The 14,886-nt window shown below is 65.9% G+C and carries 20 protein-coding genes; 14 read left to right on the top strand and 6 right to left on the bottom strand.

Translation table 11 applies throughout. The annotated features are described in order from the left end of the window. Positions 1–21: 21 nt before the first annotated feature. The 3 genes from LWE61_RS01730 to LWE61_RS01720 are packed head-to-tail and all read left to right on the top strand — an operon-like array spanning position 22 to position 1,696. A complete protein-coding gene (locus tag LWE61_RS01730) occupies positions 22–519 on the top strand; it encodes a VOC family protein (protein ID WP_234148219.1) in 498 nt (165 codons plus the stop codon). Continuing rightward, positions 512–1,162 (top strand): glutathione S-transferase family protein, encoded by a 651-nt coding sequence (locus LWE61_RS01725; protein ID WP_234148218.1) that lies wholly within the window; start codon positions 512–514, stop codon positions 1,160–1,162. Before LWE61_RS01730 ends, LWE61_RS01725 begins: the two co-directional genes overlap by 8 nt. A 60-nt stretch (positions 1,163–1,222) precedes the next feature. Continuing rightward, positions 1,223–1,696: an SRPBCC family protein gene (locus tag LWE61_RS01720; RefSeq protein ID WP_234148216.1), complete on the top strand. Its 474-nt coding sequence runs from the start codon at positions 1,223–1,225 to the stop codon at positions 1,694–1,696. 390 nt (positions 1,697–2,086) lie between these two features. Here the strand turns inward: LWE61_RS01720 and gmk are convergent, their stop codons facing one another. The 3 genes from gmk to LWE61_RS01705 all read right to left on the bottom strand — a co-directional run bounded on the left by gmk (position 2,087) and on the right by LWE61_RS01705 (position 3,945). Further along, positions 2,087–2,749, bottom strand: coding sequence for a guanylate kinase (gene gmk, locus LWE61_RS01715; protein WP_234148215.1), 663 nt, complete (start codon positions 2,747–2,749; stop codon positions 2,087–2,089). A gap of 106 nt (positions 2,750–2,855) precedes the next feature. Next, positions 2,856–3,323 carry a hypothetical protein gene (locus LWE61_RS01710; protein ID WP_234148214.1) on the bottom strand — a complete coding sequence of 156 codons (468 nt, stop codon included), beginning with the start codon at positions 3,321–3,323 and terminating at the stop codon, positions 2,856–2,858. Between the two features lie 124 nt (positions 3,324–3,447). Further along, positions 3,448–3,945 (bottom strand): SspB family protein, encoded by a 498-nt coding sequence (locus LWE61_RS01705; RefSeq protein ID WP_234148212.1) that lies wholly within the window; start codon positions 3,943–3,945, stop codon positions 3,448–3,450. Positions 3,946–4,071: 126 nt separating this feature from the next. Between LWE61_RS01705 and hisB the strand changes: the two genes are divergently transcribed. The 8 genes from hisB (at position 4,072) to LWE61_RS01665 (ending at position 9,770) form a co-directional block, all read left to right on the top strand. After that, on the top strand, positions 4,072–4,665 hold the full coding sequence (gene hisB, locus LWE61_RS01700; RefSeq protein WP_234148210.1) for an imidazoleglycerol-phosphate dehydratase HisB: 594 nt from the start codon (positions 4,072–4,074) through the stop codon (positions 4,663–4,665). Between the two features lie 24 nt (positions 4,666–4,689). After that, complete coding sequence (locus LWE61_RS01695; protein ID WP_267961540.1) at positions 4,690–4,974, top strand: YciI family protein; 285 nt, start codon at positions 4,690–4,692, stop codon at positions 4,972–4,974. 7 nt (positions 4,975–4,981) lie between these two features. Then, positions 4,982–5,596: an imidazole glycerol phosphate synthase subunit HisH gene (hisH, locus tag LWE61_RS01690; RefSeq protein WP_234148209.1), complete on the top strand. Its 615-nt coding sequence runs from the start codon at positions 4,982–4,984 to the stop codon at positions 5,594–5,596. A 2-nt stretch (positions 5,597–5,598) separates the two neighbouring features. Next, a complete protein-coding gene (hisA, locus tag LWE61_RS01685; protein ID WP_234148208.1) occupies positions 5,599–6,351 on the top strand; it encodes a 1-(5-phosphoribosyl)-5-[(5-phosphoribosylamino)methylideneamino]imidazole-4-carboxamide isomerase in 753 nt (250 codons plus the stop codon). A gap of 189 nt (positions 6,352–6,540) precedes the next feature. Continuing rightward, a complete protein-coding gene (gene hisF / locus LWE61_RS01680) occupies positions 6,541–7,317 on the top strand; it encodes an imidazole glycerol phosphate synthase subunit HisF (RefSeq protein WP_234148207.1) in 777 nt (258 codons plus the stop codon). An 80-nt stretch (positions 7,318–7,397) separates the two neighbouring features. Further along, on the top strand, positions 7,398–7,721 hold the full coding sequence (locus tag LWE61_RS01675; protein WP_234148205.1) for a phosphoribosyl-ATP diphosphatase: 324 nt from the start codon (positions 7,398–7,400) through the stop codon (positions 7,719–7,721). A 20-nt stretch (positions 7,722–7,741) separates the two neighbouring features. After that, positions 7,742–8,122, top strand: a complete 381-nt coding sequence (locus LWE61_RS01670; RefSeq protein ID WP_234148204.1) for a histidine triad nucleotide-binding protein — start codon at positions 7,742–7,744, stop codon at positions 8,120–8,122. A gap of 124 nt (positions 8,123–8,246) precedes the next feature. Beyond that, a complete protein-coding gene (locus tag LWE61_RS01665; RefSeq protein WP_234148202.1) occupies positions 8,247–9,770 on the top strand; it encodes an amino acid permease in 1,524 nt (507 codons plus the stop codon). 66 nt (positions 9,771–9,836) lie between these two features. Here the strand turns inward: LWE61_RS01665 and LWE61_RS01660 are convergent, their stop codons facing one another. Further along, positions 9,837–10,301 (bottom strand): pyridoxamine 5'-phosphate oxidase family protein, encoded by a 465-nt coding sequence (locus tag LWE61_RS01660; protein WP_234148201.1) that lies wholly within the window; start codon positions 10,299–10,301, stop codon positions 9,837–9,839. 155 nt (positions 10,302–10,456) lie between these two features. Here LWE61_RS01660 and LWE61_RS01655 point away from each other — a divergent pair, with 155 nt between their 5' ends. The 3 genes from LWE61_RS01655 to LWE61_RS01645 all read left to right on the top strand — a co-directional run bounded on the left by LWE61_RS01655 (position 10,457) and on the right by LWE61_RS01645 (position 13,699). Then, positions 10,457–11,029, top strand: a complete 573-nt coding sequence (locus tag LWE61_RS01655; protein ID WP_234148199.1) for a glycine zipper 2TM domain-containing protein — start codon at positions 10,457–10,459, stop codon at positions 11,027–11,029. A 73-nt stretch (positions 11,030–11,102) separates the two neighbouring features. After that, on the top strand, positions 11,103–12,128 hold the full coding sequence (locus LWE61_RS01650; RefSeq protein WP_234148197.1) for a ligase-associated DNA damage response exonuclease: 1,026 nt from the start codon (positions 11,103–11,105) through the stop codon (positions 12,126–12,128). After that, a complete protein-coding gene (locus LWE61_RS01645; protein WP_234148195.1) occupies positions 12,128–13,699 on the top strand; it encodes a cisplatin damage response ATP-dependent DNA ligase in 1,572 nt (523 codons plus the stop codon). Before LWE61_RS01650 ends, LWE61_RS01645 begins: the two co-directional genes overlap by 1 nt. Positions 13,700–13,708: 9 nt before the next feature. Here the strand turns inward: LWE61_RS01645 and LWE61_RS01640 are convergent, their stop codons facing one another. Beyond that, positions 13,709–14,416, bottom strand: coding sequence for a TorF family putative porin (locus tag LWE61_RS01640; RefSeq protein ID WP_234148194.1), 708 nt, complete (start codon positions 14,414–14,416; stop codon positions 13,709–13,711). A gap of 6 nt (positions 14,417–14,422) precedes the next feature. After that, entirely contained in the window at positions 14,423–14,860 is a 438-nt protein-coding gene (locus LWE61_RS01635) for a hypothetical protein (RefSeq protein ID WP_234148193.1), read from the bottom strand. Positions 14,861–14,886: the final 26 nt, after the last annotated feature.

Genomic DNA, 14,886 nt, shown 5'->3' with positions numbered 1-14,886 from the left:
CCGGGGAAGGAGGGACGCGCCATGACTATCGCAAAGATCACCCCCTGCCTGTGGTACGACGGCACGGCGGAGGAGGCCGCGACCCTGTACACCGCCCTGCTGCCCGACAGCCGCATCGACGGGATCGTCCGCGCGCCGTCCGATAATCCTTCGACGCCGGAGGGGGCCGTGCTCGTCGTCCGGTTCACGCTGGCGGGCATGGCCTTCATCGGCCTCAACGGCGGCCCGCAATTCGCCTTTACGGAGGCGGTCAGCTTTCAGATCGCCACGGAGGATCAGGCGGAGACGGACCGCCTGTCCGACGCTCTGATCGAAGGGGGCGGCGCGCAGAGCCATTGTGGCTGGCTCAAGGATCGCTGGGGCATGAGCTGGCAGATCACGCCGCGCCGCCTGACCGAACTCATCGCCTGCCCCGACCCCGCCGTCGCCCGGCGGGTAAGCGAGGCGATGCTCACCATGCACCGCATCGACATTGCCGCGATCGAAGCCGCGGCGGCGGGGGAGCCGACCCATGCCTGACTTCTACGGCCATCCCTTCTCCTCCTATAGCTGGAAGGCCCAGATCGCCCTCTATGAAAAAGGCGTGGATTTTACCTGGCATGTGGTCGAACAGGGTCCGGCGCTGGACACACTCAAGGCCCTCTGGCCACTCGCCAAATTCCCGGTGCTGGTGGACGAGACGGGCACCTATATCGAATCCTCGATCATCATCGAACATGTCGACCGGCTCGCCCCCGGCCATGGCCGCCTGATCCCGGCAGATGCGAAGGCCGCGTTGCAGGTCCGCTTCATGGACCGGGTTTTCGACAATCATGTCATGGCCGTGATGCAGCAGGTGGTGAACGAATTTCTCCGTCCGCCGGAGCAGCGCGACATGACCCGCATCCCGCCCGTCCATGCCGCGCTCGACACCATCTATGGCTGGCTGGACGCAAATCTGCCCGATGCGGACTGGGCCTGTGGGGCGGATTTCACCCTGGCGGACTGCGCGGCGGCGCCTTCCTTGTTCTACGCCGACTGGGTGCATCCCATTCCCGACCGCCTGCCCCGCCTGAAAGCCTATCGCGCCCGCCTGCTCGCCCGGCCGTCGGTGGCGCGGGCGGTGGATGGCGGCCGCCCCTATCGCCCCTATTTCCCGCTGGGCGCGCCCGACCGGGACTGACGGGGCGCGACCCCTCACCAGCCCCCCATGCCAGCCCTCCTATGCCAGCAAGGACGATCCATGACCGAGACAGCCGACAGCCCGCAGGAACTCTCCATCACCCGCCACATCGCCGCGCCGCCGGACAAGGTCTGGCACGTCCTGACCGAGCGGCAGGCCGAATGGTGGTGCCCCAAGCCCTGGACCATCACCATCGTCGAGCAGGACCGCCGTCCCGGTGGCCGCGCCGCCATGGTCATGCACGGTCCCGATGGCGAGACGATGCCGCAGGAGGGCATCTACCTCGCCTATGAGGAGGGCCGCCGATTCGTCACCACCGATGCGGTGGGCATCGACGCATCGGGCGACTTCCTGCCCGCCGGTCCCTTCATGGTCGGTTTCTGGGAGATTGCGGCGGAGGGCGACGGCACCCGCTACACCGCCCGCGCCCGCCACTGGAGCGCAGAAGCGATGGAACAGCACAGGGCCATGGGCTTCGTGGACGGCTGGACGGCGTGCGCGGATCAGCTCGCGGCGCTGTGCGAGGGGGAATGATTGGATAAGCAAAGCGCAATCGCAGGCTTTTCCTTTCGTCATCCCGGACCTGTTCCGGGATGACGCTGTCCTGTGATGCCGCCGGAAGCGGGACTGCGTCATCCCGGACCTGTTCCGGGATGACGCTGTCCTGTGATGCCGCCGGAAGCGGGACTGCGGATCAAATCCCGCTTGAGCATCTCGGATAGAAGACACCGTTCGCCCTGAGCCTGTCGAAGGACTGTCCCTTCGATGTGGCTGCAAGAGTGAAGGACCGCCCTTCGACATTCAAGCGATTCACGCGCCTCTCTTGAACCGGGCGAACGGGAAGGGGTTACATGCCCAAGCGGAATAATTGCCCATCATGTCCGGGGTGACGTCATACCTTCCGGCACCAGCGGACGATTGGCCCTAGACCGGTCCCGCCGGGTTCATCTTGCGGATAAAGCCGATCAGCCCGGTCTGGCGGCTGCGCTTCATCCGTTCGGCCTTCAGGATCGTCTGCACCTTGGCGAAACAGTCGTCGGCATCGTCATTGACCAGCACATAGTCATAGCCGTCCCAATGCGCGATTTCGCCATGGGCGCGGTCCATGCGGCCCTGGATCACCTCTTCGCTGTCGGTGCCGCGCCCACGCAGTCGCCGCTCCAGTTCCTCGATCGACGGCGGCAGGATGAACACGCGGACCACGTCCCCGCCTGCAATCTGGTGAAGCTGCTGCGCGCCCTGCCAGTCGATGTCGAACAGGACGTCGCGCCCATCGGCCAGCATCGCGTCCACCGGCGCGCGGGGCGTGCCATAGCGGTTGCCGAACACATGCGCCCATTCCAGGAACTCATGGTCCGCCGTCATCCGCCGGAATTCGGTCAGGTCGACGAAATGATAATCCTTCCCCTCGACCTCGCCGGACCGCATCGGCCGGGTCGTCGCGGAGACGGACATCTGCAACGTCGGATCGGCGTCCAGCAGCTTGCGCGCGATGGTGGACTTGCCCGCGCCCGAAGGGGAGGACAGGACGAAAAGGACACCGCGCCGCCGAAAGCCATGCGGGTCGGAAGAGATGCTGTGCGGCATGCGCTCCCCCTTACGCCGGGCGCGCGCCGCGTCAATGGTTCATGCACGGGACCGCACCCAAATCAGCGTGCGCCTCGCAGGTCGAAAGCAGGTCGAACGGGGCGGCTCAGGCCGCAGCGGGGTGGAGCGGCGACAGTTCCGTGCCCATGGGGACCGGCTTACGTCCCCTCGCCGGGGCGGGCAGCGCCAGCGGTGCTGTCCCCGCCTTCTTCGCCTGCGCGGCCTGGCTGGACCGATAGGCCTTGTGCGCCAGCACGGCCCCGCCCAGCAACACCGCACCCACCGGATTGCGTTTCAGCAACATGTTGAAGGCCAGACCCGCCGCCACGCCCGCCAGCCCGGCCTTGCCGCTGCTCGCGCGCAACTGGTTCGCCATCAGCGTGCCGACGATGCCGACCCCGACACCGCGAAGGCCGCTGACCTTGGCGGCGGTGGCCGTCTCGCCCGCCCTGGCCGCGCGGCGCTTTTCCTGACGGCGTCCGGTGGCCCGGCCCTTGGCCTCCGCCCCGTCCATGGTTGCGGATCGCAGCGCGGCCTTTGCCTTGCTCGCCCGTTTGCCGCTGAACAATCCCATGCGCCTATCCTTTCCCCGGCCTGATTATCTCTGGTGGGGACAACGCGCGAACGCCCCGCTTTATCCGCGACGCGTCCAACAGGTGCGATGAATGGAGAGACCGCCCGATCCGGGGCGGACCGGCTTATTTCTTCTTGCCGAAATCCACGGTGACGACGTTCGACACCGGCGCCCCCGCGCCCGATTCGCCCTGCGCCGCACTGGCGGGTGCGTCATTCTCCGCATCGTCGTGCGGTTCCGGCTCGTCGCCATTAGCGACCTGGAACTGGAGCGCAAAATTTACCGCCGGATCGACGAAGGCGCTGATCGCGGAATAGGGGATCACCAGATGCGCGGGCACCTGGTTAAAGGTCAGGCCGACCTCGAAATGATCGCTCTCCACCTTCAGATCCCAGAATTTATGCTGGAGGACCACCGTCATCTCGTCCGGGAAACGCTCGACCAGATGGCGCGGGATGCTGACGCCGGGCGCCTGCGTCTTGAAAGTGATGTAGAAATGATGGCCGCCGGGCAGCACGCCGACCTGCGCCACCTCGCTCAGCACACGGCCGACGACCGCGCGCAGGGCTTCCTGCACGATCTCGTCATAGGGAATCAGGCTGTCAGGCGCATCGTCGCTCATGGCGCTATTCTGTGGGCGATGCCCCGTTTCGGGTCAAGGGCGAGATGGTCGCAAAAAAAGGAAGAGCCGCCCCCGCCCCGACCGGACACGGTTGCATGCCGCGCCCTCCGCCCTTAATGCGGCCCCATGAGAATTGGCGAAATCCATCGGGAAACCAAGGAAACCAGCATCCGGGTGAGGGTCAACCTCGACGGCACCGGCTCCTATAATATTTCCACGGGCATCGGTTTCTTCGACCATATGCTCGAACAATTGTCGCGCCATTCGCTGATCGACATGGATATCGACTGCAAGGGCGACCTGCATATCGACCAGCATCACACGACCGAGGACACCGGCATCGCCATCGGCGAGGCCGTGGCGAAGGCGCTGGGCGATAAACGCGGCATCGCCCGCTATGGCGAGGCGCACTCGCCGATGGACGAGACGCTGACCCGCTGCGCGCTCGACATTTCGGGCCGCCCCTTCCTGGTGTACAAGGTGCCGCTGACCACCGCCAAACTGGGCGAGTGGGACGTGGAGATGATCGAACACTGGTTCCACAGCTTTGCGGGCGCCGCCGGGCTGACGCTCCATATCGAGCTTCTCTATGGCTCCAACAACCATCATATCGTGGAAAGCTGCTACAAGGCGCTGGCCCGCGCGCTGCGCACAGCGGTGGAGATCGACCCGCGCAAGGGCGACGCCATTCCGTCCACCAAGGGTACGCTGGGCGGCTGATCGCGGCGTGAAGGATATATCGGTATGATCATTCTCTCCTCGACCTACACCGCGCCCATCGAGCAGGTGGACGCGCTGCGCCCGGCGCATATCGCATGGCTGAAGACCGGGCAGGCGGCGGGTATTTTCCACGGCTGGGGCCGCAAGACCCCGCCGACGGGCGGCGTCATCCTCGCCACCGGCACCCGCGCCGATGTGGAGGCATTCGCGCAGAACGATCCCTATATCGTCGGCGGCGTCGCCACGGTGGAGGTGATCGAGTTCCCGCCCGCCTTCCTCGCACCGGGTTTGGAGGCGCTGGCCGGATGACCGCCGCATGACCATTGCCCTGATCGACTATGGCGCGGGCAACCTCCAGTCGGTGCATAACGCCCTGCTGGCGGCGGGCGCTCAGGATGTGCGTGTCACCGCCGATCCCGCCGTGGTGCTGGCCGCCGACCGGATCGTGCTGCCCGGCGTCGGCGCCTTCGCCCATTGCCGCGACGCGCTGTTCGGTATCGACGGCATGGTCGATGCCCTGACGGAGGCGGTCGAGGCAAAAGCCCTGCCCTTCCTCGGCATCTGCGTCGGCATGCAGCTTCTGGCGACGACGGGTGAGGAGCATGGCGTCCACACCGGACTCGGCTGGATCGACGGCACCGTCAAACGGCTGGAACCCGCCGATCCCGCGGCCAAGGTGCCGCACATGGGCTGGAACGACGTGGTCGCCGCGACCCCGCACGACCTGCTGATCCCCGGCGAGGCCTATTTCCTGCACAGCTATCATTTCGCCGTTACCGATCCCGGCCATGTCATCGCGACCAGCGACCATGCCGGGCCGATCGTCGCCGCCGTCGCGCGCGACACGATCGTCGGCGTGCAATTTCATCCGGAAAAGAGCCAGGCCTATGGCCTTGCCTTCCTCAAACGCTTTTTGGATTGGCGCCCCTGAATATGGCAGCGACTGACGTACCCAATTTCATCGTTTTCCCGGCTATCGACCTGAAGGGCGGGCAGGTCGTCCGTCTGGCGGAGGGCGATATGGACCGCGCCACCGTCTATGGCGACGACCCGGCGGCGCAGGCTGTGCTGTTCGCGGATCAGGGCGCCCGCTTCCTGCATGTCGTCGATCTCGACGGCAGCTTCGCGGGCAAGGCGGTGAACGCCGACGCGGTGGAGGCCATCGTCCGCGCCTTCCCCGGCCATGTCCAGCTGGGCGGCGGCATCCGCAACCGCGAATCGGTGGAACGCTGGTTCGACCTGGGCGTCGCGCGCATCGTCATCGGTACGGCCGCCTTGAAAGACCCCGAATTCGTCAAGGCCGTGGCGCGGGACTTTCCCGGCGGCATCGTCGTCGCCGTGGACGCCCGTGACGGTTTCGTCGCAACCGACGGCTGGGCGGAAAAGAGCGACATGGAAGTCATCGACCTCGCCCGCCGGTTCGAGGATGCGGGCGTCACCAGCCTGCTCTTCACCGATGTGGGCCGTGACGGCCTGCTCAAGGGCTGCAACGTCGACGCCACCGTCAACCTTGCCCGCGCCACCGACATTCCGGTGATCGCATCGGGCGGCGTGGCCGGCATTTCCGACATTCGCATACTCAGCCTGCACGCCGGCGACGGTCTGGAAGGCGTCATCACCGGCCGCGCGCTGTACGACGGTCGGCTGGACCTCAAGGACGCGCTGGCCGTGGCGGCGTTGGTGTAACACAATCCCTCTTCCCTTGTGGAAGGGGCTAACAAATCCTCCCCTCCCGCAGGCGGGAGGGGCAACCAATCTTCCCCTCCCGCAGGCGGGAGGGGCTGGGGGTGGGCAAGCGACCAACAGGTCGCTGTTGACCCAACACATAGCGCAGGCCCACCCCGCCAGCGGGAGGGGAGACAAGGAAATAATCCCATGACAGTCCGCACCCGCGTCATCCCCTGTCTCGACGTCGCCAATGGCCGCGTGGTCAAGGGCGTGAACTTCGTGGAGCTGAAGGACGCGGGCGACCCGGTCGAGCAGGCGCGCCTCTATGACGCCGCCGGGGCGGACGAACTCTGCTTCCTCGACATCACCGCGACGCATGAGGATCGCGGCACCATCCTCGACATCGTGGCGCGCACCGCCGAAGTCTGCTTCATGCCCGTCACCGTCGGCGGCGGCGTGCGCAGCCCGGAGGATGCGCGCGCGCTCCTGCTGGCGGGCGCGGACAAGGTGGCGGTGAACAGCGCGGCGGTCGCCCGGCCCGAACTGGTCGGCGACATTGCCGAACGCTTCGGCAGCCAGTGCGTCGTGGCCTCCGTCGATGCGCGCCGCGTGGCGGAAGGCAAGTGGGAGATCTTCACCCATGGCGGTCGCCGTCCGACCGGCATCGACGCGGTGGCCCATGCCGTGCGCCTCGCAGAACTGGGCGCGGGGGAACTGCTCGTCACCTCCATGGACGGCGACGGGACGAAGGCGGGCTATGACCTCGCCCTCACCCGCACCATCGCCGACCGGGTCAGCGTGCCGGTGATCGCGTCGGGCGGTGTTGGAAATCTCCAACATCTGGTCGACGGCGTGCTGGAGGGCCATGCCAGCGCGGTCCTGGCCGCCTCCATCTTCCATTTCGGCCAGCACAGCATCGCCGAAGCCCACGCCGCCCTCGCCGCTGCGGGGCTGGCGGTCCGCCGTCCCGTTACACCCGTTTAAATGGTCATGTTGGTATGTTGCGCCCCGCAACATGCCTTATCGGTTGACGCAAACTTCCCTGGCGGCGAAACGCTGTGGCCATGACCGACACGCCCTTTGCCAGACTCGAATCCGTGATCCGCGAACGGCGCACCGCCGATCCCTCCACCAGCTATGTGGCGAAACTGACCGCCCGCGGCCGCGCCAAGATCGCGCAGAAGCTGGGCGAGGAAGCGGTGGAGACGGTGATCGCCGCAATCTCCGACGACCGGGACGAGGTGGTGAAGGAAGCCGCCGACCTGATCTTCCACCTCACCGTCCTGCTGGCCGACATGGGCCTCGGCCTCGACGATGTGGGGGCGGAACTGGACCGGCGCGAGGGCGTGTCCGGCCTCGCGGAAAAAGCCGCGCGCAAAGCCGATTGATTGACGAAGGGGAGAGAGCGATGCCCGTCGATACCAGCCAGCCCTATGACGACAGCAATATCTTCGCCCGCATCCTGCGCGGCGAAATCCCCGCCGCCAAAGTCTATGAGGATGACTGGGCGCTGGCCTTCAACGACATCGCCCCGCAGGCGCCGACCCATGTTCTGGTGATCCCCAAAGGCGCCTATGTCTGCTGGGACGATTTCGCGGCGCAGGCCAGCGATGCGGAGATTGCAGGCTATGTCCGCGCTATCGGCATCGTCGCCCGCCAGCTCGGCGTCGACACCCCTGGCTATCGCCTGCTCGCCAACTGCGGCCTCGACAGCCATCAGGAAGTACCACACCTCCATGTCCACCTCTTTGCCGGGCGCAAGCTGGGGCATATGCTCGTCCCTGAATAAACGGGAACGGCCATAAGCAGAGGCAGGAACAAGCACAGGACGGCTCGCCTCTTGCGCTGCACAAATTAGCGTCTAGTCTCCGCCGCAGGCCGACCGGGGGGTCGTCCATGGGAGGCAATTTCTTATGATATTTGGACGGGTCAAGCCGCTCGACGCCATTCTCGCCACGGCAGAGAAGAAATCGCTGCATCGTTCGCTTGGCGCCTTCCAGTTGACGATGCTCGGCATCGGCGCGGTGATCGGTACCGGCATCTTCGTCCTGACGGCGGAGGCCGCGCAGAAAGCCGGGCCGGGCATGTTGCTCAGTTTCATCATCGCGGGCGTCGTCTGCGCGCTCGCTGCCCTCTGCTATTCCGAAATGTCGTCGATGGTGCCGGTGTCCGGCTCCGCCTATACCTATAGCTATGCGGTGATGGGTGAACTGGTCGCCTGGATGGTCGGCTGGGCGCTGATCCTCGAATATGCCATTGCGGCGGGCGCGGTGTCGGTCGGCTGGTCCGGCTATGTCGTCGGGCTGATCGAGAACGCCTTCCACATCGACATACCCAATGCGCTGGTGCGTGGCCCCTCCGATGGCGGCATCGTCAACCTGCCCGCCATGGGCATTGCGGGGCTGGTCACATGGCTGCTGGTGATCGGCACCAAGGAAAGCGCCGCCGTCAACGCGGTGCTGGTCACGATCAAGGTCGCCGCCCTGACCCTCTTCTGCGTGCTGGCCCTGCCGGTCATCAACATGGAGCATTTCACGCCCTTCATGCCGCTCGGCTTTGGCGGCGTGTCGGCGGCGGCGGCCTCCATCTTCTTTGCTTATGTTGGGTTCGACGCCGTATCGACGGCGGCGGAGGAAACCAAGAATCCGCAGCGCAACATGCCCATCGGCCTGATCGGCTCGCTCGGTATCTGCACCCTCTTCTACCTCCTCGTCGCATCTGGCGTGATCGGCAGCGTGGGCGCAACCCCGGTCACCGGCCCGTCCGGCGAGGCGCTGGCGCCCGGCAGCGCAGAACTGGCCAGCCAGTGCAGCGCCATCGGCGAGGCGGCGGTCGTCTGCTCCAAGGAGGCGTTGGCCTGGACCCTGCGGGAGATCGGCTGGCCGCAGGTCGGCAATCTGATCGGCCTCGCGGCAGGCCTCGCCCTGCCCTCCGTCATCCTGATGATGATGTTCGGCCAGACCCGCATCTTCTTCGTGATGAGCCGCGACGGCCTGCTGCCCGCAGTCCTGTCGAAAGTGCATCCGAAATTCCACACGCCCCATGTCATCACCGTGCTGACGGGCATTTTCGTGGCGCTCTTCTCTGCCTTCTTCCCGGTGGGCGTGCTCGCGGACATCTCCAATTCCGGCACCCTCTTCGCCTTCGCCATGGTGGCGATCGCGGTGATGGTGCTGCGGCGGACAGACCCCGATCGCCACCGCCCGTTCCGTACCCCGGCGGTCAACATCATCGCGCCCATCGCCGCCATCGGCTGCGCCTATCTCTTCTACAGCCTGTCCCTTTATACCAAGGCGCTGTTCTTCGGCTGGGCGGTCGTCGGCTTCTTCGTCTATTTCTTCTACAGCCGCGGGCACAGCCATGTGGGGCGCGGCATCATCGACGTGCATGAGGATGACAAGGATGCGCCACCCCTGCCGGTGCCGCCCATCACCTGACAGCAGAACGGCGGAGCCATCCAGCCCCGCCGCCTCTCTTGCCACCCGAATGATCGGGCAGATGGATCAGAGAGCGACCTGCGCGTGCCGCCCCGCTTCCTGCGGATTGATCGTCTGACCCGTCACCAACTTGAACAGGCCCTTCACGCCCAAGTCTGCGGTCCAGATTTCCGCATCCGCCAGGTCGAAGCGCAGCATAAGCAGATTGGGATCATTGCGCCCGCCCGGATACCAAGCCTCCACCTGCTTCGACCAATAACGGTCGATGACGGCGGGATCGCTCTCCTCCCGCAATGTGCCGGAAATGCAGGCGAACAGGTCATGCCCCTTGGCGACGAACTGCGCCATCGCATCGCCGCCCTTGGCCAGCCTGTTGTCACGGGCGGTGTAGAACCAGAAGGCATGATTGGCATCCCGGTCCAGTTGGGCGGTCATCGGCAGACTGTGGGCATGGTCGCCGGTCAGGCTGACCATCACGAACGGGCTGTGCTCGAACGCCTTCCAGAATTCGGTGCGGATAGTCTCTGTCATGGCATGAACTCCTTTCCGCCTTCGACAACGAGCCGGGACAGGGATGTTTCCGTCCCCGTCCCGCTTCGGATCATCCGCACGCCATTGTTGTTTTCAGTTCATGCAACCGTCCCGGTCGCGAAACATTCTCCCTTGCAACAAGGATAAGGAGAATCATGATGCTGAACTTCGGCAAAAAGGCGCTGATCGCGATCAGTCTGGGCGCGATGACGCTGACCGGCTCGCTGGCCATGGCGCAGCCCGGTCGCGACAATGGCCAATGGGATCGCCGCAACGACGACCGCCGGGGTGATGGCCGCCGGGACAACGACCGCCGCGACAATGATCGACGCGATAACGACCGGCGTGGCAATGACTGGCGTCCAGGCGGTCCCCGCGCCGACAACAACTGGCGCTCCAACGATCGTAACTGGCGCAACTGGCGCAACTATGACCATAATCGGTATGAGCGGGGCAGCCGCGGCTATTATGCCGAGAATTACTATCGCGGCGGCTATCGACCCATACCGGTGACGCGCAACACCCGCGTCTATCGTGGCTATAATGGCAATTATTACTGCCGCCGTCAGGATGGCACGACGGGCCTGATCGTCGGCGCGGCGCTGGGCGGTGTAATCGGTAATAGCCTCGACAATGGCGGTAACTCGCTGCTTGGCACCTTGCTGGGTGCGGGCGCGGGCGGCCTGCTGGGCCGGGAGATTGATCGCGGCGGAGTCTCTTGCCGCTGACGACCAAAATCGGGGGGCGGAGGCAGGACTCCGCCCTCCTTCCACCATCCGGCCAGCGGACCTGAAGGACGCCATGTCAGCTGAAAAACTCGCCGCTGAACAGCCGCCCGCCCGCCACTGGATCGCAGCGGACCGCACCGGCATACATGTCCGCCCGGCGGACATATGGATCGACCCCTCTGTGCCGCGCGCCAACGCGCTCATCACCCATGGCCATGCGGATCATGCGCGCGGCGGTCATGGCCAGTCCATCGCCACCGCTGAGACGCTGGCGATCATGAACCTGCGCTATGGAACGGAAGGCGGCCAGGCCCTGTCCTATGGAGAGGTGATCGAGCGAGGCAACGTCCGCATCAGCCTGCACCCCGCCGGCCATGTCCTGGGCTCCGCGCAGATATTGCTGGAACATGGTGGCGAACGAGTCGTCGTCTCCGGCGACTATAAGGTGCGGCCCGACCCCACTTGCGTGCCGTTCGAGCCAGTCCCCTGCGACATCTTCATCACGGAGGCGACCTTTGGCCTCCCCGTCTTTCGCCATCCCCCTATCGAGCAGGAGGTGGCCCGTCTCCTCAACGCCCGCGCCGCCAACCCGGACCGTTGCGTGCTGGTTGGCGCCTATGCGCTGGGCAAGGCGCAACGGGTGATCGCGGAGTTGCGCCGCGCAAGTCATGCCGACCCCATCTACCTGCATGGCGCGCTGGAGAAGATGTGCGCCCTGTACCAGAGCCTTGGCGTCGACCTTGGCGACCTGCGCCTGGTGAGCGAGGTGCAGAAGGAAGATTTGCGCGGCCGCATCATCCTCTGCCCCCCGTCCGCCCTGACCGATCGCTGGAGCCGCCGCCTGCCTGACCCGATCACGGCCATGGCATCGGGCTGGATGCGGGTGCGCCAGCGCGCGCGGGCCAAACAGGTGGAATTGCCGCTCGTCATCTCCGACCATGCCGACTGGGACGAACTGACCGGCACCATCGCCCTCCTCCGCCCGAAGGAGACATGGGTGACGCATGGCGCGGAGGAGGCGCTGGTCCACTGGTGCCAAACGCACCAGATGCGCGCCCGTGCTCTGGCTGTGGCGGGCTATGAGGATGAAGACGACTGATGCGGGCCTTTGCACGACTGATCGACGATCTGGTCTATACCCGCTCGCGCAATGCGAAGATCGCGCTCATCGTCGACTATCTCCGCGTCACGCCCGACCCGGACCGGGGCTGGGCGCTGGCCGCGCTGACCGACGCCATCGACCTGCCCGCCGTCAAGTCCGCCACCATTCGCGCGCTGGCGGAACAGCGGGTCGACTCCGTGCTGGTCGCGATGAGCCGCGCCTATGTGGGCGACACGGCAGAGACCGTAGCATTGATCTGGGAGGCACCGGGCGCGGGAGCGGGCAAGGATATTCTCCTCTCTGAGGTGGTGGAGACGCTCGCCCCCCTGAGCCGGGCCGACGCACCCGCCGTCCTCGCCGCGATGCTCGACCGGATCGAACCGGAAAGCCGCTACGCCCTGCTGAAACTCGCCACCGGCGGCATGCGCGTCGGCGTCTCCGCCCGCCTTGCCAAGGTCGCCTTTGCCGAGGCGTTCAGCGTCTCGGTCGATGCAGTGGATGAATATTGGCACGCCCTGACGCCCCCCTATGCCGCACTGTTCGCGTGGGGCGAGGGGACCGGGGAGACGCCCGACCTCACGGACACCGCATGGTTCCGCCCCTTCATGCTCGCCCATCCGCTGGAGGATGGCACCGTCTCGCTCGACGATTTTGTCGCCGAATGGAAATGGGACGGTATCCGGGTCGAACTGGTCGGCACCGCATCGGATCGCCGCCTATTCAGCCGGGGAGGGGAGGAAATCGGCCGCGCCTTTCCGGAAATCGTGGAGGCGCTGGACTTCATCGGCGTCCTCGACGGCGAACTGATGGTGCGCGGCGACGCACAGGGCGGCGAGGCGGCCAGCTTCAACGCGCTCCAGCAGCGCCTCGGCCGCAAGACCGTCACCCGCAAGATGATGACCGACTATCCCCCCTTCGTCCGCCTCTATGATGTGCTGGAGGCGGGCGGGCGTGACCTGCGCGCACTGCCCTGGACGGAGCGGCGTACCGCACTGGACAGTATCGCCGCCGCCCTGCCTCCCGACCGCTTCGACCTGTCCCGCCTGATCGACGCTCCCGATTTCGCGGCGCTGTCCGCCATCCGCGATTCCGCTCGCGACGCGGCGATCGAGGGGGTGATGCTCAAACGGCGCGACAGCCCCTATGTTTCGGGTCGCAAGACCGGCCTCTGGTATAAATGGAAGCGTGACCCGCTCAGTGCCGACTGCGTCATGATGTACGCCCAGCGCGGCAATGGCCGCCGCGCCTCCTTCTACTCCGATTACACCTTCGGCTGCTGGACGGAGGACGGCGAACTTCTGCCTGTGGGCAAGGCCTATTCCGGTTTCTCAGACGAGGAATTGAAATGGCTCGACCGTTTCGTGCGAACCCATACCCTCAACCGTTTCGGTCCGGTGTGCGAGGTAGAAAAGTCGCTGGTGCTAGAGGTCGCCTTTGACTCCATCCACACCAGCAAGCGACACAAGTCCGGCCTCGCTATGCGCTTTCCCCGCATCAAGCGTATCCGCCGGGACAAACCCGCCGCCGAGGCAGACCGGATTGCGACCCTTCAGGCACTGGCGACCTGATCCGACCTTTCAGAAGCTGATGCCGACATGCGCGACGACGGTGCCCTGCCCATTGCTGGTGGTGACATAGCGCAACCCTGTGTTGAGCCGGTCGCGCGTGAAATCTGCCCCAACGCGATAGTCCCAATAGGCACCTTCCGGTCGCAACCGCGCCGCGCGGAGGGCGTCTGTCACCGTCCCCGTCGAATGGCCCACGCCGCCATGCAGGCTGAACGGGGAACGGGGAACGTCGATCCCTATGCCCGCGCGCAGATAAAGATTATCTCCGCCGATGGCCCGTTGCCGTGGCGCATAGCTCAGCCCGGCATCGACCCTGACCCACGCCAGGTCATAGGCGACGTCCGTCCCGACCTCGCAAAAGGCCGATCCCGCCTGGCCGGGAAACAGACGGCAACCGCCGCCCGCATCCACGCGTACCGGGCCATCGCCTAGCCTCTGGCGCAGGCCCACGGACAGGGCCGCCCCTGCTCCATCCGCACGGATCGATCCATGGGTCGCGACCAGTTCCGCATCGACATAGGTGCGCGGTCCCACTGGCACGCCCACCCAAGCACGGAGCGTCGGCTTGCTGTCACTCCAGCTCAGCCCGCGCAGGCGGTGGTCACTGGTCAGGTCCATGCCGGCTGACAGGCCCTGCGTCGATTGCGCGGTGGCCTGCCTGCCTGCCCCTATCATGGGCAGGAGCAGGAGAACCGCCGCCCGCAGATATGCGGCCATCGACGATCAGTTCAGGGCCAGCGACCGCGCCGAATCAATCTCTGCCAACACCGTCTGCCGATCCGCGCCCGCGACGGCGGCGACATGGGCGCGAATGGCGTCGGCCTTGCTCGCCTGTGCCGCATCGATGGCCGTGGCCCGACCCACGCAGCTACCCGGCAGGTCGCCGCTGAACTGGCGCGTGATCGGCAGGATATGGCTCAACGCATGCGCCTTGCCGGGCTGACCGATCTGCCGTTCGACGTGCACCACAACCGTCCAGCGGCACCGCTGGGTGCTCGGCCGCGCGCCCGCATGGGCACCGATCGTCTTTGCGCTGGTCGTCAGCTGCGGCTCGTAGCGCAACTGATAGGAGGTGCCCGCATGATCGACCGTCGCCTGATGGGAGAGGGTCGGTGCCGCCGCTGCCAGAATAGTTGCAAGGGCTGCGGTGAAAGCGATCATATCATTCTCCTCCCGGATGAATGCCC

The organism is Sphingobium sufflavum, assembly GCF_021403115.1.
Taxonomy (GTDB): domain Bacteria; phylum Pseudomonadota; class Alphaproteobacteria; order Sphingomonadales; family Sphingomonadaceae; genus Sphingobium; species Sphingobium sufflavum.
Note: the sequence above shows the minus strand (reverse complement) of the source record. Positions and strands in the feature narration are given on the sequence as shown.

What these genes read in the sequence shown, in the direction of transcription:
- LWE61_RS01730 (WP_234148219.1), top strand. Translation starts at nt 22, where the DNA reads ATGACTATCGCAAAGATCACCCCCTGCCTGTGGTACGACGGCACGGCG.
- LWE61_RS01725 (WP_234148218.1), top strand. Translation starts at nt 512, where the DNA reads ATGCCTGACTTCTACGGCCATCCCTTCTCCTCCTATAGCTGGAAGGCC.
- LWE61_RS01720 (WP_234148216.1), top strand. Translation starts at nt 1,223, where the DNA reads ATGACCGAGACAGCCGACAGCCCGCAGGAACTCTCCATCACCCGCCAC.
- gmk (WP_234148215.1), bottom strand. Translation starts at nt 2,749, where the DNA reads ATGCCGCACAGCATCTCTTCCGACCCGCATGGCTTTCGGCGGCGCGGT.
- LWE61_RS01710 (WP_234148214.1), bottom strand. Translation starts at nt 3,323, where the DNA reads ATGGGATTGTTCAGCGGCAAACGGGCGAGCAAGGCAAAGGCCGCGCTG.
- LWE61_RS01705 (WP_234148212.1), bottom strand. Translation starts at nt 3,945, where the DNA reads ATGAGCGACGATGCGCCTGACAGCCTGATTCCCTATGACGAGATCGTG.
- hisB (WP_234148210.1), top strand. Translation starts at nt 4,072, where the DNA reads ATGAGAATTGGCGAAATCCATCGGGAAACCAAGGAAACCAGCATCCGG.
- LWE61_RS01695 (WP_267961540.1), top strand. Translation starts at nt 4,690, where the DNA reads ATGATCATTCTCTCCTCGACCTACACCGCGCCCATCGAGCAGGTGGAC.
- hisH (WP_234148209.1), top strand. Translation starts at nt 4,982, where the DNA reads ATGACCATTGCCCTGATCGACTATGGCGCGGGCAACCTCCAGTCGGTG.
- hisA (WP_234148208.1), top strand. Translation starts at nt 5,599, where the DNA reads ATGGCAGCGACTGACGTACCCAATTTCATCGTTTTCCCGGCTATCGAC.
- hisF (WP_234148207.1), top strand. Translation starts at nt 6,541, where the DNA reads ATGACAGTCCGCACCCGCGTCATCCCCTGTCTCGACGTCGCCAATGGC.
- LWE61_RS01675 (WP_234148205.1), top strand. Translation starts at nt 7,398, where the DNA reads ATGACCGACACGCCCTTTGCCAGACTCGAATCCGTGATCCGCGAACGG.
- LWE61_RS01670 (WP_234148204.1), top strand. Translation starts at nt 7,742, where the DNA reads ATGCCCGTCGATACCAGCCAGCCCTATGACGACAGCAATATCTTCGCC.
- LWE61_RS01665 (WP_234148202.1), top strand. Translation starts at nt 8,247, where the DNA reads ATGATATTTGGACGGGTCAAGCCGCTCGACGCCATTCTCGCCACGGCA.
- LWE61_RS01660 (WP_234148201.1), bottom strand. Translation starts at nt 10,301, where the DNA reads ATGACAGAGACTATCCGCACCGAATTCTGGAAGGCGTTCGAGCACAGC.
- LWE61_RS01655 (WP_234148199.1), top strand. Translation starts at nt 10,457, where the DNA reads ATGATGCTGAACTTCGGCAAAAAGGCGCTGATCGCGATCAGTCTGGGC.
- LWE61_RS01650 (WP_234148197.1), top strand. Translation starts at nt 11,103, where the DNA reads ATGTCAGCTGAAAAACTCGCCGCTGAACAGCCGCCCGCCCGCCACTGG.
- LWE61_RS01645 (WP_234148195.1), top strand. Translation starts at nt 12,128, where the DNA reads ATGCGGGCCTTTGCACGACTGATCGACGATCTGGTCTATACCCGCTCG.
- LWE61_RS01640 (WP_234148194.1), bottom strand. Translation starts at nt 14,416, where the DNA reads ATGGCCGCATATCTGCGGGCGGCGGTTCTCCTGCTCCTGCCCATGATA.
- LWE61_RS01635 (WP_234148193.1), bottom strand. Translation starts at nt 14,860, where the DNA reads ATGATCGCTTTCACCGCAGCCCTTGCAACTATTCTGGCAGCGGCGGCA.